The following is a 21,368-nucleotide window of genomic DNA, read 5'->3' as shown; positions in this document are numbered from 1 at the left end:
TGCTTAGAGTCTTCAGGAATTCTTGGAGACACTTTTTATTCGATTTAAAAACAATACCTCAAAGCGTCTTTGTTTAGCTGATTTGTTTTTCTACTTTTTATCATAAACCACCGTGTCTATATTCAGAACCACTAGAACAATAGAAGTATCTGATTTCTTTTTATAGTGAAAGCTAGTGGTTTCTAAAGGTCTTTTAATTGTGAATTTATATTCGGTATCTGTACTTTGTTCATCCTCTACAGTGATTAATCCCAAAGATTCTTCTACGACGGTTTTAAAGCAAACGTCGTTTCCAGTTACGATATTACAGTAATCATCGGCTTTAAATTTTACACCTACACCAACCTCATCTATTAAGTCGGCTTCCCATGTGCCTTGTATCCAAGCTGGCGGATTAAATGCTGCTTTATTTTGGTCGTCGTTATCGTCATCTGAAGAACATGAAATAAAAAAGGAAGTGATAACGAAAATTAAAATTAATCTTTTCATAAGTTTAGTTTTTGGAAGCAATTTACAATTTATAACCAAACAAAAAAGCTTCAGTTTTACACTGAAGCTTTTTAAGTTGTTAAATATGTATTTGAGTTATTGCTTGTTATAAGTTAGGCGTTCTAAACCGTCTACAATAGATACCATTTGCGTCTCAGAAATCTTTCTGTAATGTAAATATTCATCGCGCTCTACACCTGGTTCTCCTCTATAAATTATATTAAACTCATAATCGGTATCTGTACTCACTTCACCTTCTATATTAATGTCGAGATCAGATTGTTCTATAATGTTTTTATAACAGGTTTCATTACCCGATGCTATAGTACAGTAGTCATCTGAAGTAAATCTAACACCCGCTAAATCTGAACCAGCAACATACCATGTGCCTTGAATCCAAGAAGGGGAGTGGAATGAAGTGTTTCTTCCTCCATCGTCATCAGAGTTACAAGAAAAACATACAGCCACTACAAGTAAAAAAAATATTTTTTTCATAAAAAGTCTTGTTTTTTGTGCAATTTACAAATTTATCGGTTTCTAGGGTTATCACATTAAAATTATCTAAAAAGAAGTGTGGAAGTTTTGATCTTGGTGTTTTAATAAGGTAATAGCAAATAGGCAGTAGTTTGTGGATTATAAAAAATCAGCACAATTTTAACTTGGTACAAATCGTTACATTGAACTTCTTTTAGCTTCTATTTTCATGTTTTTCATAAGAAAAACGCCCAACACGATAAAAATGTTGGGCCTTTATACTATTAAAAAAATGGGTTGTTATAGCTTAATAAGCTTTGCTGTTTGTGTTGTGCCTTGATTATTAGTAATATTTACGAGGTATAAACTAGCGGGTAAATTTGAAATATTGAATTGATGCTGGGCGTTAAAACTACCCGAAAAACGTTTTACTAACTTTCCTGTAATATCGTATATATTAACAGTTTCAACAGCTTGGTTTACTTTAAAACTGTTTTGCGATGGATTAGGAAAAATTGCAAACGACTTTTTTAAACTATCGTCTTCAACACTTAAACTTTTAGGAAGATTATTTCCGTAAATTTTAAATGCTCCAGGTGCTAAAGTTATGGCATTGGTTGCGGAAATGGTTGTAGACCCTGTTTCGTCCATTAAATCGTACCATGTGCCATTGCTTGGAAAATCTGGATCTACAGTTTTTGTAGTCGTATCGAAGTTTGAAATAATCACTACTTCTGTCAATTCAGACGATGGCAATGTTGTATTCCATACCCTTATATTTGGAGTTAAAGTTCCAGATGTAATCGTATAATCCCCTTCAAAAACATCTTCATTTATTTTTAATGCATTTATGCGTGACCAGGTTTTGTAAATCGCATTTCGGTTTGTGTTTCCTAACCAGCTTTCGGTCCATTGTGGTTGAGGTTTTGTGCTGAGTTTACAAGAATCGTCTGAAGATACACTACCATCTGTACATGTGAAAATAGAATTTTCCATACCTAAATCTCCAAAATGCCAAACCATTTTAGGTCCAGGAATGGTTAAGGTTACGGCACCTAAAGCTTCCATTCTTGCTAAAGCTGTATTTAGATCTTTTACATTATAAGAACCCGATGCTGCTCCGTATTGTAAATTTTTGTACATCAGGCGTTCTTCGTCATGACTTTCAGCATAACCCAATAAACGTTTAGCGGTAAAGCCATGAGCTTCATTCCCCATTCTGTTGAAGTTCGAATTTGAGGCATAACCCATAGTTAATTGGTTGTAAGAATCTGTCATTTTTCCCCACATCATAATTCCTTTGCCTTCATCAACTCTGTAATTCGCCCATTGTTGTTCTTCATTGTCTTGACCTAAATGTTCGAAAATAACGTAGTGTGAGTCATCTAAATTCCAAGAATAATCGGCGTATTGTTTTAAAATATCGACACGATCTTGTTGGTATGTATTTGTGCAATTTTCATCGGAAGGTGTACAGTTTTGAGTAAATCCTTTAGTTAAATCCCAACGGAATCCATCGATGTTAAAGTCTTCAATCCAATGTTTTACCACGCGCTCTACGTAATATTGTGTTCTTGGTTGTTGATGATTAAAATCCATACCTACACTGTAACTGTGTTTGGCTTCTTCGTTAAAATACGGACTTTCGCTACTTGGACTTCCCCAACCGTCTCCATCGGGATCATTCATCCACATGCGTACCATCGGATTTCTGCCATAAGCGTGATTTAAAGCTAAATCTAGAATAACGGCAATACCATTTTGGTGACAGACATCGATAAACTCTTTAAACTTGTCTTCGGTACCATAAAATTTGTCTAAAGCCATATGGAAGGCTGTATTATAGCCCCAGCTTTCGTTGCCTTCGAATTCCATGACAGGCATAAGTTCAATGGCATTTATATTTAAATCTTTAAAATAGTCGATACGATCTATTAAATCTTGAAAATTACGGTCTGTATCGAAATCACGAATTAAGACTTCGTAAATTACTAAGTCCTCCTTTTTAGGTTTTTCAAAATTAGGGACTTGCCAATTGTAAGCTGTTTTACCTGTTTGTAACACCGTTACTTCACGTTCCTGTCCGTCAGGATACGCTGGTAAATTAGGGTAAGTAGAAGCAGGAATATACGGATCGTCAAAAGGTGATAGTACTAAAGTTGAAAACGGATCGGCAGCTTTTACCATTACAGGAGAATCTGTAATAGGGGTTTCGTCGACCACCCAATATTGGTAGGTTTCAATTTTTTGAGCTGTTAATCCGGTAAGTTCTAACCAGAATTTTTCAGTACTCGGATCTTTTTTCATGGCATGGGCAGAGGTCGGATTCCAATTGTTAAAGCTTCCGGCTACGTAAACGAAATCTTTTAAAGGCGCGTCTAAAACGAGTGTTGCTTTTGTAAGATCTCCAGAATAATTAATTCCATTTTCCAATCCGCTAGGCATCGCTTGCATTACCGTACCGGGATTTACAACAACAGAAAATGATTTTTGAATGCTTTCTGAACCTTGAGAAACGGTTAAGTTATAATTCTGATTACTTGTTATATTTGAATGCGTAAAAGCATAATTTGTGATATTTGTTTGGGAGTCGATAGTTACACCATTACTCGTTAAGGTGTAAGTTGCATTTCCATTACTATTTGAAGCTGTTATCGAAAGGTTTTCTCCGGAAGCAAGTATGGTTGTACTGTTGGCTTTAGGCGAATTTAGAGTCACTTGAAAGTTTCCCACGTTTAAATAGAAATCTGCACAACCAGAAGCTTTCATTTCTTGATTTCCAGCAGCATTTCTAAAGACCAACCCCATCTTGGTTGCTGTATTGGCTTGCGAGTCGCTTAAATTGTAATATGTTTTTGGTGTTATGGTAATGCTCCATAGACCATTACCTTGGTTAGACATTTCTCCAATCCCATCGTCTTCGCCCCAATTGCCAATCACGCTATATCCCCAAGGATTGGAGTCGTCTCCAATTCCAGAATGCATATAAACTTTTGTTGGATTACTTAGTGAATTACACCCGGTAGCGGACGAAATGTCTACCGTTATAGTAACCGCATCTGTAGCGTTAAATGCGCTTGGATTGGTGGTTATTTGAGCATAACCAAAGTGCGTTATTATTATGATTAAAAATGTAAGTAAAGTTTTTTCATAAGAATTAAGATTAAAAAGAAAAAGGGCTGTCCGAAAAGTATTTAAATCCGTCGTTCTGAATTTAGTTCAGAATCTTATTGCTCTGATTAGCAATTTTATGAGAGCTAGAATTGCCGTTCCTCTCGGCTAGCAGAAGCTCAGGTTGACGAAAACAAAACTTTTTAAACAGCCCTTTTTAACTAATTAGTTTTTAGTAAGGGTATACGTTGGGTTACTAGCGTCTGAAAGGTTTAAAACAATATTGTAATTACCCGCAGTAATTGGAATGTTGGCACCACCATCTTCAAGAGTACCATCGTTACCATCATCTCCATAATTAATACCCCAGTCGTTGTTGGCTCTAAATTTCATTTCTCCGTTAGTAAGGGTTACATCGTTTAAATACCAAACCCCTTCTTGTGCATAATCTAAATTCATTACGGTGTCTGGACCGTCCCAACCATTAGGAGTGGCATCTCCAACAAGACCCCATAATTTTTCAATAGGCTCTAGGGTATAGGTTAAATCGTTTAGGTTTAAGGTTACCAAATAATTGCCAGCAGAAACAGCGATGTTGTCTCCACCATCTTCTAATGACCCGTCTGCACCTGTATCCCCGTAATTAAACGCCCAATCGTTATTTTGTCTAAACTTCATTTCCCCTTCAGTCAGCGTAACAATGGCACGCCATTGATCTGATGTAGGATCGTAGCTAAGAGGCATATCTGGGCCATCCCAACCGTTTGTGGTTGCACTACCTACTAATCCCCATGTGTAAGGCTCTATGCTGTAAGTTAATGTGCCTTCGTTAAAAGTTACTTTGTAAGTACCAGCATCAACAAGAATATTATCTCCACCTGGTTCTAAAGTACCATCGGCACCTGTATCACCATAGTTTACATCCCAACTATTGTCTTTTCTAATTTTAATTTCACCATCGGTAAGTGTTACATATGCTGCATAAATATTAGCATCGCTCGTTTTATAAAACGGCATATCTGGACCGTCCCAGCCATTTACGGTGGCACTACCAACTAATCCCCAATCTGACGATAAGTCTAAAACGTTTGCATATCCAGTAACTTGTATGGTAGAAATGTTAGATACGGCAGCAACTTCAAACGTACCAACAATACCTTCTACTTTAATGTCTAAGGCTGTTTCGGTTTCAGGTTCTATTTCTAGAGTTTGTAATACGGTATTAAGTTGTTCTGTTAATGGTGCATATTCTAAAGAGTTACCTACTTCGCGTTTAACTGCATTTTGGAAATTATTTCCAGCAACATCGATATACACAGTATATTCTGGAATCGCATTATAACCATAATCTGGATCTGTCCAGGTTAAGGTTAATGCTGGAGTTCCTTCGTTTTCTTTAAGAAGAACAATATCGCTGTCTGACGCGGAAAGCTGTGTAGTAGCCGCAGGGTTTAGTACAGTGACTGTGTCGTCTGTACTACAGCTGTATAATGCCAAAACAACTAACATTATACTAAATATTTTTGAAACTATATTTTTCATATTAGAGTGTTTTTATGTTAGTATCCAGGGTTTTGAACCAGGTTCGGATTAATTAAAATGGTATTGTTAGGTATAGGGAATAATGTTCTAAAGGCATCTGTCCCTGTACCATCTGGCTGATTTCCTTTAAATGGCCATACATAACTATCTGAAGTGAAATAGTTGTAACGGATTAAATCTGTACGTCTTTGTCCTTCCCAATATAACTCTCTAGAGCGTTCGTCTAAAACGAAATTTAGATCTAAGTTAGCCGTAGAGATATTACCAGAAGTATTTCCGAATGCACGGGTTCTAAGAGCATTTATTAAGGTTACAGCAGTGGTTAAATTTCCGTTTCCTCCACGTAAAGTAGCTTCGGCATAATTAAGATAAATTTCTGGAAGTCGCATAATCGCTAAATCTGGATCTGTAAAATCACCACGTTTGTCGTTTCCTTGCTCACCGTTAGAATCTATGTTTTTAAATTTAACGCAAGCGTAACCATCTGTAAAAGTAGGTACACTTGTAATTTCTAAAGATTGCCCGTCTGTATACCACATAGCACGTTTATCGTTGGCTTGGAATTTTTTAACTAGTGCCGAGGTAACTCGGTTTCCACCCCAACCACCATTAATTCCATAGGCAGCAGGATCCATAGAACCACCAACAGCTGCGTGAATTAAAAATGTTGTTCCGCCATAAGTGGTAGAAGAAATTCCATCGAAATTAATAGTGAAAATGAATTCGTTTTGAGCACCGTTTCTATCATTGTCTGCTAAGAATAATTCATCGTATGCAGTTCCATTACCATTAACATCATTAGTGTTTAAACTGTAAGATGAGTTAATAACCTCGTTAGAGTAGGTGATACAGTCGTCGAATCGCGCTAAGCCCGTCCACACTTCAGCATTTAAATATAATCTTGATAATAAAGCCCAGGCAGCAACACGGTCTACTCGGCCGTATTCATTAGCTTGGCTTTGCGGTAATGCATCTTGAATATCTAATAATTCAGATTCTATAAATTCAAAAATTTCTGTTCTACTACTTTGCGATGGTAACTCGGTTGAAATTTGAGTTAGTAAAGGTACATCTCCAAAGAAATCAATTAGATTGTAGTAGGCAAAAGCTCTTAAAAATCTAGCTTCAGCAATAAAAACTTGAGCCTCTTCACCTTCTAAGGCAGATGCGTTAGCGATAAATGAGTTACAAAAAGAAACTTCTTGAGCTAAACGTAAATACATGGCACCAGTAAAATCGTTATTGGCTGTCCAGTACATACCGTGTAAATCTGGTAATCCTGGGTCTCCCCAACCTACAATGGCGTGGTCTGTTGTAATTTCGTTAAGGTTAAACAGCATACGTGTGTATTGCGAAAACCCTTGGTTAATATCGCTAATGTCTGGAGACCCATCGTCGCCTCCGTTTTGTCCTGTTAAGGCTAAACTGGCATATAGTTTTGCTAAAGCCCCTTTGGCTTCCGTAGTATTTGCAAATACATCTTGTTCTGTAAAACTATCTGGATCTATTGGATCTTGGTTTAAATCGACATGGCATGAAACCAATGCGATGGAGATCGTTAAAATAGGAATGAATTTTTTTATAATGTTTTTCATAAGTCAAAGTTTAAAAGCTAACGTTAAGTCCTAATACAAATGTTCTTGGTCTTGGGTAGAAATTGTTATCTATACCACCATTAATTTCTGGGTCTAAACCGTCGTAATCTGTTACAGTTAGTAAATTTTGAACGGAGCTATATACTCTAATATTTGTGTCTTTAAAGGCATCATCTATCGTGTAACCTAAAGTAATGTTGTCAATTTTAAAGAATGAAGCGTCTTGAACAAAATGATCGCTTCTAAAATTTTCATCGGTAGGAAACACAAATCCATTATCTAAATAACTAGAATGCACATTTGTTAGGAAGTTATTTGTTGTAGGGATAATGTTGTTTGAATAAGAGTTAGAAGAAGCAATATTATTGTAAGCATAATTGCCAAGGCTTGCTCTTGTAATAACAGATAAATCCCAGTTTTTATAATTTAAATTGGTGTTTAAACCCATTAATATATCTGCATACGGATTTTTATAAATGTATTTATCTTCGTCGTTAATTACATTATCACCGTTTCTATCTACATAGGCACCTTCTATAGGTTTTCCGTTAGAATCGTATACTTGTTCAAACACAAAGTAGCTATAAGGCGCTTCACCTTCTGTGTGAATTTGCACTTTGTTACCCGTTCCTCCACTAATATCTCCTGTTTCTTGGTCGAAAGGAAGGTTTGTTATTTCATTATCGTTTACAGCAATGTTATAGCTTATAGACCACTCAAAATCTTGGGTTCTTACAGGAATAACATTTATGGCAAATTCTATACCTCTGTTTTCCATGTCGCCAATATTCTTTTCAATACGGCTTCCAAAATTTGTAAAAGGATCTACTGTAGCCGAGGCTATTAAATCTTTAGTTTGTTTAATATAGGCATTTAAAGATCCAGAAACTCTTCTGTCTAAGAAACTATAATCAATCCCCACGTTTAAAGTGTTACCAATTTCCCAACGTAAATCTGGATTTATAGGGTCTGGTCTGTAGGTTTGGTAGAAGCTGTTTCCAAATTGATAGTTTGCACTAGATTGACTTCCGGTGTAGCGTGTTAAAAATAAATAATCTCCTAAACCGTTTACGTTACCAACTTCACCGTAACCTACTCTTAATTTTAATTCGTTAAGCGAGGAGTCTTTTAAAAAGCTTTCGTTATGAACGTTCCAGGCTAAAGCAACAGAAGGGAAATATCCCCAACGATCATCCGGATTTAATTTTGAAGACGCATCTGCTCTTAAGGTAGCGGTTACCAAATAACGACCGTCGTAATCGTAATTTAATCTTCCAAAGTAAGATAGTAACACGTTTTTAGATTTGTCAATAAACTCGTAAGTCACGTTGTTTTCTTCATCTTCACTATCGTAACTATAATTATCGTACTCGAAAGATTGATACGAATATCCTAAAACAGCAGTTAAGTTGTGTACTTCGTTAAATGTAGAGTTGTAAGTGGCATAGGCATCAAATAATTTGTTTGTTGTTTCATTTCTATACGTGTTTCTAGATCCGTTCCATGTTGGGTCGGTAGTAGGCATAAATTCTGATACAATTTTACGACCATGGCTGTTCGATTTGTCAAGTCCCATGTTTACTGTTACCGTAAGGTCTTCGAAAAAGTGTAATTGATAGTCCAATTTGGCATTTCCAATAAAACGTCTTACTTCCGATTCGTCATCTTGTAAGTTTAATAAAGCTACAGGGTTTGTACCTGCCAAGGTAGGTTTCAGTCCGCTGTTTTCTGTCCAAGAAGAATATCCTGCAAAAGGTGAATTTGGGTCGTAAACAGCTTCTGTAGGAGCGTATGCATTAGCAGAACTGATGGCGTCTCTATTAGCAAAAAAGTTTTCGGTGTAGTTTCCTCTGGCATTTAATTCTACTTTTAAATGATCTTTAAATAAACTTGGAGTTAAGTTTATAGACCCCGTTGTTCTTTTGTAATTGTCACGTTTTAAAATTCCGCCATAATCGGTGTACGAGATAGAGGCTCTCATTGGTACACCAAAAGCAGCACCTAAGGCACTAAACGAATGGTCTTGCCCATAAGCATTGCCATAAATTTCGTCTTGCCAATCGGTATTGTTATTTTTTAAAAGCCCTAAAGTTGTTTCGTCTGTTCTAGGAAGTGTAGAAACGACTTGTCTAAATTCGTCTGCATTTAACACATCTACCTTATTAATAGGCGTACCTACAGAGGTAAGGGTATTAAAGTTGAATTTAAAGTCTGAACTTTTTCCTTTTTTTGTGGTTACAATAATTACCCCGTTTGCAGCACGAGATCCGTATATAGAAGTTGCCGATGCATCTTTTAGTACGGTCATGCTTTCAATATCGTTAGGGTTAACCATGTTAAGCGGATTTCTAGATCCTGCAATTCCTCCTTGGTCTAACGGGATACCGTCTAAAACGATTAAAGGGTTGCTGTTAAGAGAAAGCGAACTGTTTCCTCGAATTCTAATTTCCTGTCCGTCTCCAGGGGCTCCACTAGAAGAGGTTACAGAAACCCCTGCAACTTTACCCTGAATTAACTGAGGAGCATTAACTATAGGACCTTGGTTAAAGTCTTTTGACGTTACTAAATCTGCGGCTCCGGTAACATCTTCCTTTCTTACCGAACCATACCCAATAACAACCACTTCATCAAGTAAAGCAGCATCTTCTGCTAATTTTACCGAAAGGGTAGGTTGTCCCGTATAGGTTATTTCTTGAGTGGTATACCCAATAAAAGAGAATACTAAAACATCTCCGTTATTTACTGAAAGCGAAAAATTTCCATCGAAATCTGTTGCTGCTCCAGTAGCAGTTCCTTTTACAATAATATTTACGCCAGGTATGGGTAAATTTGATCCTTGTTCAGAAACATTACCTGTTACAGTATTTTGCGCCATTAAAAATGTTGGAGCAAAAAACAGTGCTAGTAATAAACTGTTTAAAATTGTTTTCATACAATGCGAATTAGTTAAAAATCTAAAAGTTGTTTGTTTGGTTTATATTCTTACTTCTCGTGTATAAAATTATGTAAAATTTATGTTAAATGAGATTTTGGGTTTACGAAATTCTTAACGAAAACGTTTGCGTGTTGGTAACTTTGTTTAATTTGAATAATAATTAGTCTTCAAATTATCAATATGATAATTTAGGTAATTATATAATTATCCAATACCTTTACCATAAATACAAAAAAGTGGTAATGAAAAGAAAGATTACACTAAAGCAAATTGCAAAAGAATTAGATGTATCTATTGGCACCGTATCTAAAGCGCTTAAGGATAGCAAGGAGATTAGCGGGGATACTAAGGAGAAGATTCAGGCGTTTGCAAAAATGTATAATTACAGACCAAATAATATTGCTCTAAGTTTAAAAAATAGGAAAACTAGAACTATAGGGATTCTTATTCCCGAAATTGTTCATCATTTTTTTTCGAAAGTAATTCAAGGTATAGAATGTGTAGCTAACAAAAGGGGATACAATGTGGTTATCGGTTTGTCTAATGAGTCTTTCGACAAGGAAGTTCTTAATATGGAAATGCTGGCTAGTGGTAGTATAGACGGCTTTATTATGTCTATTTCTAAAGAAACTTTGCATCAGCAGGATTTTCATCATTTAAACGAAATTATAAATCAAGGTATGCCTATTGTAATGTTCGATCGTATAGTTAGCGATGTGCGTTGCGATAAAGTCATTGTAGACGATTTAGAAGGAGCAAAAAAGGCCGTAAATAAATTAATTAAAAATGAATGTGAGCATATAGCCATAATCACAACCGAAGATTATATAAGTGTAGGGCGTTTGCGTACCCAAGGGTATATAGAGGCATTAATGGCTAAGGATATAGATATAGAAGAGAAATTAATTTTGAAAGTGCACGATGAATTAGAATCTCAAGATCATCTAGATGTTTTAGAGGAAGAAATTAAAACCTTATTTCTCTTAAACCCAGAAATTGATGGTGTGTTTGCTGTAAACGAATTGTATGCCATTACAGTTATGAAAGTCGCAAGAAAAATGGGTAAAAACATTCCCGAAGATCTTCAAGTTATAGGGTTTACAGATGGTGTGCTATCTAAACATGCCGTGCCTAGCTTAACAACTATTAGTCAGCATGGTAAAAAAATTGGGGAAGTTGCAGCTGGACTTCTTATTGAAAAATTAGAGAGTGAAACGGACGATGAACCTGTAAGAACGGTGGTTATAGAAACCGAATTAATCGAAAGAGAATCAACCAAATAAAAAAAATAATATGCCGTTTTAAAATCTTTTGTATATTAGCGGCATAATCAAAACTTATATTTTTACTTCTCACTTTTAAGTTTTGATAAGTTTTTCGCTTATCAATAGTATCAATTTAATAATACTATAATGAAAAAGCGCGCCCTTAGTTTCTGGGAAATTTGGAACATGAGTTTCGGATTTCTAGGAATACAATTCGGATTTGCATTACAAGGAGGCTTTATGTCTCGAATATTTCAAACTTTAGGAGCCGATAAAGAAGCCATTCCATTGTTATGGATTGCTGCGCCTTTAACGGGATTATTGGTTCAACCTATTATTGGTTATATGAGCGATCGCACGTGGAGTCCACGATGGGGTCGTCGTAGACCTTACTTTCTTATTGGAGCTATTTTAAGCTCTATAGCCTTATTTATCGTGCCGCATTCTCCTGCACTTTGGGTAGCAGCGGGATTTTTATGGATTTTAGATGCTTCCATTAATATTTCTATGGAGCCGTTTAGGGCTTTAGTAGCCGATAAATTACCAGATTCTCAACGCTCTTATGGTTTTGTGGTGCAAACGCTAATTATTGGTATAGGTACGTATATTGCTAGTAATTTGCCTTGGTTAGTGTCTCAACTTGGCGTAAGCGATGCTGCTCCCATGGGCGTTGTTCCAATGTCCGTTAAAGTGGCGTTTGCCATTGGGGCTGTGGTGTTTTTATTAAGTATTTTATATACTGTTTTTACCACTACAGAATATCCGCCAGAAAATATGGAGGCTTTTGAAAAAGAGAAGGCTAAAAAAAACCAATTTATTCCAGATATTATAAATAATATAGGGAATATGCCAACCACCATGAAAAAGTTAGGGCTCATTCAGTTCTTTAGTTGGTTTGCATTTTTTACCATGTGGAGTATGGCAAACCCAGCTTTAACCGAGCATGTGTTTCGCACACCAGCACCTATAGAATCTGCGTACGACCTAGCTATCCCAGCGCAAGCAGCAGCCTTCGATGTAGCAAATACCGCATTTCAAAAGGCATCAAATCTAGTGGGGTCGGCAATGGGAATTTACGGTTTGTCCTCTATGGCATTTGCACTTATTTTAGCATTCTATACTTCTAAAAAAAATATAAACAGAAAATATGTACATATGTTTTCGCTATTTTTAGGAGGGTTAGGGTTTTTATCGATGTATTATGTGCCGTCTCCAGAGTTTCTAAAGTACTCTTTTATTCTTGTTGGAATTGCTTGGGGTAGTATATTATCTATGCCTTATGCCATGTTATCCAGTGCTGTAGATCCAAATAAAATGGGTATGTTTATGGGGATTTTTAATATGTTTATTGTTATTCCACAAATTATTGCAGCAATAGGAGGAATCAATTTTGTATCTAACTTATTAGGAGAAGCGACTATAAATGCTATGCTTGTAGCTGGTTTTAGTCTAATAGTTGCAGGACTTTGTAATATATTAATTACCGATAAAAATGCTATTTCATATCAACCAGAAAAAGAAAACTAATGAAAACAAAAGGATTTATTTTTGATCTAGACGGTGTTATTGTTGATACCGCTAAATATCACTTCCTGGCTTGGAAAAACCTAGCTAACAGTTTAGATTTCGATTTTACCGAAACCCAAAACGAACAGCTTAAAGGTGTAAGCCGTGTAGAATCGCTAAAAAAAATATTAGCTTGGGGAAATAAAACGGTTTCCGATGCTAAATTTCAAGAGTTAATGACCTTAAAAAATACAGAGTATTTAGAGTTTATTGATAATATGGATGAGAGCGAAATTTTACCCGATGTACCTAAAGTGTTAGATTATTTAATTGATGAGAACCAAGGCATCGCCCTGGGGTCGGCAAGTAAAAACGCAAGAAGAATTTTAGAAAAAGTACATTTATTACCAAAATTCCAGTCTATTGTAGATGGTAACGATGTTAGCAAAGCCAAACCAGATCCCGAAGTATTTTTAAATGCCGCTACGGCATTAAACATAAAGCCAGAAGACTGTGTGGTTTTCGAGGATTCTGTTGCGGGTGTACAAGCAGCAAATACTGCCAACATGATTTCAATAGGTATAGGAAGTCAAGATGTGTTATATGAAGCCGATTATGTTTTTAAAGACTTCACGGAGATTTCAACAGAATTTTTAAATAAAATAATTAATAACTAGCGCATGCGAAGTCATGTCGTTTTCTGATTTTTTTCCAGTTCAGGAAACCTATCGTAATATGCTATTATCTTAAATAAAATGAATCAAGATTATATTAAACCAGACAATTGGTCGATTATAGAAGAAGGATTTGATGTAGAACGCGTTAAATCGTCAGAGAGTTTATTTAGTATTGGAAACGGTGCTATGGGGCAACGTGCAAATTTTGAAGAGTACTATTCGGGGCCAACATTTCAGGGGAGTTATATTGCCGGAGTGTATTACCCTGATAAAACCCGAGTAGGTTGGTGGAAAAACGGTTACCCAGAATATTTTGCTAAAGTACTTAATGCGCCAAGTTGGATTGGAATTAATGTCTTTGTTAACGGCATGCCTTTAGATTTATTTACCTGTACATCTGTTTCAGATTTTAAACGTGAGTTAAACATGAAAGCAGGATTTTTGTCGCGTACGTTTAAAGCAGTGCTTGCAAACGGGACAGAAATTCAGGTAGAAGCTAAGCGCTTTTTAAGTTTAGATTATGATGAGTTAGGAGCCATTTCTTATAGTGTAACGCCTTTAAATGGTGATGCCGAAATTACCTTCGAACCCTATTTAGATTCGGGTATAACTAACGAAGATAGTAACTGGGATGATAAATTTTGGGAAACTACAGCGGTGTCTCAAGACGGGAATATGGGCTTTATTGAAGCCTACACCATGAAAACAGAATTTAAAACCTGTACGTTTATGGCTTCAGAATATTTCCTGGACGAAAAGAAATTGGAAGCTAAAGAAGAGGTGTCTCATACCGATAGATCAATCACCTTTAAATATACTTCAGCAGTAAAACAAAATCAAACATTTTCTATTCATAAATATGGAGGATATACTGTAGATCGTAATCATGAAGCGAATTTTTTAATAGCAGCAGCAAAAGATGTAATTAAAAAAGCAATGGCTTTAGGGTTTCAGCATTTGTTAACTCAGCAAGAACTGGCCTGGGCTAAAATTTGGGACATGGCCGATATTACTATCGAAGGCGATGTAAAAGCGCAGCAAGGTATCCGATTTAATATCATGCAATTAAATCATACCTATTTAGGTAAAGATGCACGATTAAATATTGGTCCTAAAGGATTTACTGGCGAAAAATATGGAGGAAGTACCTATTGGGATACCGAAGCGTATTGTATTCCGTTTTACATGGCTACTAAAGACCAGAAAGTTGCCCGTAATTTGCTAGAATACCGTTATAATCATTTAGATCGTGCCATTGAAAATGCAGAAAAATTAGGATTTACTAACGGCGCAGCATTGTATCCTATGGTGACTATGAATGGTGAAGAATGCCATAACGAATGGGAAATTACCTTCGAGGAAATTCATAGAAATGGTGCCATAGCATTTGCTATATTTAACTATCACCGCTATACAAACGACTACAGCTATATTCCAGAAAAAGGATTAGAAGTGTTAATCGGAATTGCTCGTTTTTGGCAACAACGTGCTACTTTATCTAAAGTGCATAATAAGTATGTTATTCTTGGAGTTACAGGACCAAATGAGTACGAAAATAACGTGAATAATAATTTTTACACCAATTATATAGCCAAGTGGTGTATAGATTATGCCATCGAAAACATTAAAAAAGTAGCTGCGGAGTATGAAGCAGATTTCGATAGAATTCAAGACAAAGTAAACCTTACTGAAGCTGAATTAAGACAATGGAAAGCGGTAACGAGCGACATGTATTTACCATTCTCGGAAGAGCATAATGTATATTTACAACAAGATGGCTTCTTAGATAAAGAACTTATTACTGTAGCCGACTTAGATAAAGCGTCTCGCCCAATTAATCAGAAATGGTCTTGGGATCGCATTTTGCGTTCGCCATATATTAAGCAAGCAGATACCTTACAGGGATTTTACTTTTTTGAAGATCATTTTACAACCGAAGAACTTGAGCGTCATTTCGATTTCTACGAACCGTTTACTGTTCACGAAAGTTCTTTATCGCCTTGCGTGCACAGTATTCAAGCCGCGAAATTAGACCGTATGGACCAGGCGTACCAATTTTATTTAAGAACCTCGCGTTTAGATTTAGACGATTATAATAAAGAAGTCGAAGAAGGCCTTCATATTACCTCTATGGCAGGAACTTGGATGAGTATTGTTGAAGGTTTTGGAGGTATGCGTATTAAAAATAATACCCTGTCTTTCGAACCTAAAATTCCAGAACAGTGGGACGCTTATTCGTTTAAAGTCAACTTTAGAAATCAGATTGTAAAAGTTCATGTCACTCAAAAAGGAGCTGAATTTAAACTCGAAAAAGGAAACGAATTAGAAATCTTATCGTTTGGTGAAACCTTGATGTTGAGGTTAGAAGATTGATATGTGGATTTGGAAATAGATTAATTGGAAGATAATAAAGAATCTCCTTTAAATAGAATCTAGAAACGAGATTTTAATAGACAGAAAGACAATTTGTAAGGTTATCCTGAATCTGTTTCAGGACTTCACACAATCGTATTCAAAATGGAGCCTAGAGAGAAGTGGAAACTTGTTTCAGGCTCTCATTTAGATTGTGAATTAATAATTTAAACTTAAGAAACATGAAAGTATTCATGCTAAATATAGTGGTGTTGTTAACATCATTTCATTTGGTTAACGCGCAAGAATTACAATCACCTAATAAAGATTTAACCTTGTCGTTTGCCCTTAAACCAGATGGCACGCCAACCTATGCGCTAACGTACAAACACAAGGCTGTTATTAAAACAAGTAATTTAGGGTTGGAATTAAAAGATGATGAGACCTCCTTGTTAAACGGGTTTGAAATTTCGAATTCGCAACGCACAATGTTTAATGAAAATTGGACACCAGTTTGGGGTGAAACAAAAACGATAAACAATCATTATAACGAATTGGCCATTACTTTAACACAGAAAAAGACCAATAGAATTATGATTCTTCGGTTTCGTTTATTTGATGAAGGTTTAGGGTTTCGTTATGAATTTCCAACTCAAAAAAATCTTGTGTATTTCGTAATTAAAGAAGAAAAAACACAATTCGCAATGGCAGGCGATCATACAGCGTTTTGGATTCCTGGCGATTACGACACGCAGGAATACGATTATACTGAATCGAAATTGTCTGAAATAAGAAGTTATTCTGAAGGCGCCGTTACCGAAAATTTATCGCAAACATCGTTTTCTCCAACAGGAGTGCAAACGTCTTTAATCATGAAAACCGACGATGACTTATATATTAATTTGCATGAAGCAGCTTTAATCAATTACGCTTGTATGCATCTTAATTTAGATGATAAAAATATGATTTTTGAGTCTTGGTTAACACCAGATTCAAACGGAGATAAAGGCTATATACAGGCACCCGCTACGTCGCCTTGGCGAACGGTTATGGTTAGCGATGATGCTAGAGATATATTAGCCTCTAAAATTACTTATAACCTAAACGAACCTTGTGTGATTGAAGACACCTCATGGATTAAACCTGTAAAATATATAGGTGTATGGTGGGAAATGATTACAGGAAAAAGTACTTGGTCGTACACGAACGATTTACCATCTGTACAATTGGGCGTTACAGATTATTCTAAAGTAAAACCTAACGGAACACACGGTGCCAATAACGATAAGGTTAAGCGTTATATTGATTTTGCTTCAGAACATGGATTCGATGCGGTTTTGGTTGAAGGTTGGAATGAAGGTTGGGAAGATTGGTTTGGAAAATCTAAAGACTATGTTTTCGATTTTGTTACTCCATATCCCGATTTTGATGTTGAAGCGCTTCATGCTTACGCAAAATCTAAAGGTGTAGAAATGATGATGCATCATGAAACATCGGCATCTGTGCGCAATTACGAACGCCATATGGATGCCGCTTATAAGTTTATGAACGATAATGGATATGGCTCGGTAAAAAGTGGTTATGTTGGCGATATTCTACCAAGAGGGGAGAATCATTACAGTCAGTGGATTGTAAATCACTATCAGTATGCTTTAGAAAAAGCAGCAGATTATAAGATTATGGTTAATGCTCATGAAGCCGTTAGACCAACTGGAATTGCGAGAACATATCCTAATTTAATAGGGAATGAGTCTGCAAGAGGAACCGAATATCAAGCCTTTGGAGGATCTAAACCAAATCATGTCACTATTTTACCTTTTACACGATTAATAGGAGGACCTATGGATTATACGCCAGGAATATTCGAAATGGATATTTCTAAATTAAATCCAGATAATCAATCGCATGTAAATAGTACAATAGCCAATCAATTGGCATTGTATGTAACCATGTATAGTCCACTTCAAATGGCAGCCGACCTACCAGAACATTACGAACAGTTTATGGATGCGTTTCAGTTTATAAAAGATGTGGCTATAGACTGGGACGATAGTGTCTATTTAGAGGCAGAGCCAGGACGCTATATAACAGTTGCACGAAGAGAGAAGGGATCTAGTAATTGGTTTGTAGGGAATGTAAACGGAAATGAGTCTCGCACCTCGAACATCAATTTCGATTTCTTAGTAAAAGGAAAACAATACGAAGCAACAATTTATGCAGATGCCAAAGATGCTCATTATAAAACGAAACCACAGGCCTATACTATTAAGAAGTTGAAGGTGACGAGTAAGTCAAAATGGTCTCAAGTGTCAGCTCCAGGGGGCGGATTTGCTATGAGTATTATGGAGCTAAAAAAATAGTGATATTTCTAAATGGTTTAAGTTGAATAGCCATATTCAGTCATAAAGTTGCTCGTTACCCTGAATATATTTCAGAGTTTCAAAATAAAGTGTTGAATTCCATATACCATGGGATGTCGAAATAAGTTCGGCATGACTTAAATATGATGTTTTGACGCCAAACGAACAGCTAAATTGTTTAATTATGAAACGCGCTTTGAGTATGTTGAATAAAATAAAAAAAGGATTAATAGTAAGTTTGTTTATTATGTTAGTAACACCAAATATACAAGGACAAATTACACAAGTTGAACCACCAAATTGGTGGGTAGGTTTCGAAAATTCAGCCTTACAAATCATGATTCACGGACCGAACATGGGTGAGGCAATTCCTGAAATTAAATATGAAGGTGTGCATCTTAAGAAGGTACATAAAGCCAAAAGTCCTAATTATTTGTTTATCGATCTAGATATAGATAAAACGGCAAAACCTGGACAGTTTGATATTGTTCTTAATTTTAAAAACGGCAAGACAGAAACCTATCCTTATCAATTAAAAGCAAGAGATAGAAAGGCCACAGATTATGTAGGTTTTAATAGTTCTGATGCTATTTACCTGATAACTCCAGATAGGTTTGCTAATGGAAACACGAAAAATGATATAGATACAGCACTTAACGAAACTACGGTAAATCGCGATGACGATTACGGAAGACATGGGGGCGATATTCGGGGCATGATAAACCACCTAGACTATATTCATGGATTAGGATTTACGGCCATTTGGCCAACACCGCTTCTAACAAACGACATGTCGAATTCCTCGTATCATGGCTATGCGATTACCGATTTTTATCAAGTCGATCCGCGTTTTGGAACCATGGATGAATACATAGAATTGTCTCAAGAAATGAGTGAACGTGGTTTAAAATTAATCATGGATATGGTTGCAAATCACTGTGGAAGCGAGCATTGGTGGATGGCAGATTTACCATTTTCAGATTGGATAAATCAACAAGAAACCTTCGAGAACCACGGGGAGCTTAAAAATTCGAATCATAGGCGTACCGTAAATCAAGATGCGTATGCTTCGGCTATCGATAAAAAAGAAATGACCGAAGGTTGGTTTGTATCGGCTATGCCCGACCTCAATCAGCGTAATCCATTTATGGCGAATTATATCATTCAAAATAATATTTGGTGGATAGAAACATTAGCTCTAGGAGGTATTCGCCAAGATACTTACCCGTATTCCGATAAGGATTTTATGAGTGATTGGGCTCGAGCCATTATGAAAGAATATCCAAATTTCAGTATCGTGGGTGAAGAGTGGAGTACAAATCCGTTGTTGGTGAGATATTGGCAAACGGGAACACCAAATAAAGAGGGATATGAGTCGCACTTAAAATCGACTATGGATTTTCCGATGCAAAAATATATTGTAGAGGCCTTAAACGAAGAGGAAACATGGGATACCGGTTTTGTGAAAATGTACGAAGGTCTAGCTATGGATTTTGCCTATACTACTCCCGAAGATCTTATGATTTTTCCTGACAATCACGATATGGATCGCGTATTTACACAATTAAAAGAACATGTAACGCATACTAAAATGGCCTTGGCTTATATTTTTCTTATGCCCAGAATTCCACAAATGTATTATGGGACCGAAATTTTAATGCAAAATACAGCGAAACCGCACGATCATGGTTTAATTCGCACCGATTTCCCTGGTGGTTGGAATGGGGATGAGGTGAATGCGTTTTCAGGAGAAGGTTTAACGCAAGACCAAGCCGGTATGCAGAATTTTGTGAGTAAAATAGTCAATTATAGAAAAAATAGCGGTGCGATTCACAAAGGAAAAACCATTCATTTTGCTCCAGAATACGGTGTTTATGTGCTATCCCGATCTTTAGAAGGTGAAACGGTAGTTCTTGTTTTAAATAAAAATGAATCTTTAGATGATTTAGACTTAACTCGCTTTAAGGAGTTAGGTCTAGAAGGTGAAACTCTTAAAAATATAATTTCAGACGAGTCCGTGCTTTGGGATGCATCACTAAAACTCAATGGTGCCGGATTTCATTTGTTAACCACTAAACAGTAGATTATGAACTGGTTGTATAGGGTTTTATTTACTTGTTTATTAGGTGTCTTTATGGCGCAACATTTAGAGGCACAAATAACTGCAGTGAATACAAGTGGCGAAACCATTGAAGCGCTACCATTGGCCAATGCAAATATATCTTCAGGTGAATTGTTTAGAGTTGAAAAATTTCCGTCAAAATTCATTACTCCAAGAACGGTTGATATTTGGTTGCCAGACGGATATTCTAAATCTAAAAAATACGCTGTGCTTTATATGCACGACGGACAAATGCTGTTTGATGCTTCAGTAACTTGGAATCATCAAGAATGGAAAGTGGATGAGGTTGCTTCAGAATTGATGAAATCCCATAAAACTAGAGGTTTTATTGTCGTGGGCATTCATAGTATTTCAGAAACACGATATGCCGATTTGTTTCCACAGAAAGCCATCGATTATTTAAATCCAGAAGGCAAAAAAGCATTTTTAGCGTATGCCCAAAAAGATAATCCGAATATAATTTTTAAAGGCGATGCGTATTTAAAATATTTAGTTGAAGAAATTAAACCTTTTATAGATGCTCAGTTTTCAACGTTAAAGAGTTTAGAAAATACAGTCGTTGCGGGCTCAAGTATGGGGGGATTAATGTCTTGGTATGCCATTTGCGAATATCCCGAAATTTTTGGTGGTGCAGCTTGTATGTCGACTCATTGGCCAGGCATAGACCCTGAAACACCGGGGCCATTTCCTAAAGCATTTTTCGATTATATAAAGGCCCATATGCCAAAACCAAATTCACATAAATTGTATTTTGATTTTGGAACTAAAACCTTAGATCAATATTACCCAAAATACGAAACAGCCGTCAATGCGTTGTTTCAAAATGCAGGTTACACCTCTAATAATTTTATGAACAAAAAGATTGAAGGTGCCGATCATTCGGAAGCATCATGGCAAAAACGAATTTATATTCCCTTTACCTTTTTAATGGCAAATTAGT

Annotated in this window: 13 protein-coding genes; 7 read left to right on the top strand and 6 right to left on the bottom strand. The window is 36.3% G+C overall.

Translation table 11 applies throughout. The features are described from left to right. Positions 1-90 precede the first annotated feature (90 nt). The 6 genes from A9D35_RS08885 to A9D35_RS08860 form a co-directional block, all read right to left on the bottom strand. A complete protein-coding gene (locus A9D35_RS08885; RefSeq protein ID WP_066221796.1) occupies positions 91-489 on the bottom strand; it encodes a hypothetical protein in 399 nt (132 codons plus the stop codon). A 96-nt stretch (positions 490-585) separates the two neighbouring features. After that, positions 586-984, bottom strand: a complete 399-nt coding sequence (locus A9D35_RS08880) for a hypothetical protein (RefSeq protein WP_066221793.1) — start codon at positions 982-984, stop codon at positions 586-588. A gap of 279 nt (positions 985-1,263) precedes the next feature. Further along, positions 1,264-3,948 carry an alpha-amylase family glycosyl hydrolase gene (locus tag A9D35_RS08875; RefSeq protein WP_235817876.1) on the bottom strand — a complete coding sequence of 895 codons (2,685 nt, stop codon included), beginning with the start codon at positions 3,946-3,948 and terminating at the stop codon, positions 1,264-1,266. A gap of 351 nt (positions 3,949-4,299) precedes the next feature. Beyond that, positions 4,300-5,616 (bottom strand): SusE domain-containing protein, encoded by a 1,317-nt coding sequence (locus tag A9D35_RS08870; protein WP_066221789.1) that lies wholly within the window; start codon positions 5,614-5,616, stop codon positions 4,300-4,302. Between the two features lie 17 nt (positions 5,617-5,633). After that, on the bottom strand, positions 5,634-7,211 hold the full coding sequence (locus A9D35_RS08865; RefSeq protein WP_066221784.1) for a RagB/SusD family nutrient uptake outer membrane protein: 1,578 nt from the start codon (positions 7,209-7,211) through the stop codon (positions 5,634-5,636). 10 nt (positions 7,212-7,221) lie between these two features. Continuing rightward, the gene (locus A9D35_RS08860) at positions 7,222-10,143 is read right to left on the bottom strand and encodes a SusC/RagA family TonB-linked outer membrane protein (RefSeq protein WP_066221781.1); all 2,922 of its coding nucleotides are present in this window, start codon (positions 10,141-10,143) and stop codon (positions 7,222-7,224) included. 245 nt (positions 10,144-10,388) lie between these two features. Between A9D35_RS08860 and A9D35_RS08855 the strand changes: the two genes are divergently transcribed. From A9D35_RS08855 to A9D35_RS08825, 7 genes are all read left to right on the top strand, one after another. Continuing rightward, positions 10,389-11,429: a LacI family DNA-binding transcriptional regulator gene (locus tag A9D35_RS08855; RefSeq protein ID WP_066221778.1), complete on the top strand. Its 1,041-nt coding sequence runs from the start codon at positions 10,389-10,391 to the stop codon at positions 11,427-11,429. 129 nt (positions 11,430-11,558) lie between these two features. Then, entirely contained in the window at positions 11,559-12,938 is a 1,380-nt protein-coding gene (locus A9D35_RS08850; protein WP_066221776.1) for an MFS transporter, read from the top strand. Then, positions 12,938-13,594 (top strand): beta-phosphoglucomutase, encoded by a 657-nt coding sequence (gene pgmB, locus A9D35_RS08845; RefSeq protein ID WP_066221773.1) that lies wholly within the window; start codon positions 12,938-12,940, stop codon positions 13,592-13,594. The genes A9D35_RS08850 and pgmB overlap by 1 nt, the downstream gene beginning before the upstream one ends. 78 nt (positions 13,595-13,672) lie before the next feature. After that, a complete protein-coding gene (locus tag A9D35_RS08840) occupies positions 13,673-15,967 on the top strand; it encodes a glycoside hydrolase family 65 protein (RefSeq protein WP_066221770.1) in 2,295 nt (764 codons plus the stop codon). Between the two features lie 221 nt (positions 15,968-16,188). Further along, the gene (locus A9D35_RS08835) at positions 16,189-18,306 is read left to right on the top strand and encodes a glycoside hydrolase family 97 protein (RefSeq protein WP_066221767.1); all 2,118 of its coding nucleotides are present in this window, start codon (positions 16,189-16,191) and stop codon (positions 18,304-18,306) included. Positions 18,307-18,553: 247 nt separating this feature from the next. Continuing rightward, positions 18,554-20,389: a glycoside hydrolase family 13 protein gene (locus A9D35_RS08830; RefSeq protein ID WP_235817949.1), complete on the top strand. Its 1,836-nt coding sequence runs from the start codon at positions 18,554-18,556 to the stop codon at positions 20,387-20,389. 3 nt (positions 20,390-20,392) lie between these two features. After that, on the top strand, positions 20,393-21,367 hold the full coding sequence (locus A9D35_RS08825) for an alpha/beta hydrolase (RefSeq protein ID WP_066221765.1): 975 nt from the start codon (positions 20,393-20,395) through the stop codon (positions 21,365-21,367). The last annotated feature ends 1 nt before the right edge of the window (position 21,368 follow it).

The sequence above is a fragment of the Formosa haliotis genome (assembly GCF_001685485.1).
Classification (GTDB): domain Bacteria; phylum Bacteroidota; class Bacteroidia; order Flavobacteriales; family Flavobacteriaceae; genus Formosa; species Formosa haliotis.
This window is presented reverse-complemented; position numbering and strand designations above follow the sequence as displayed.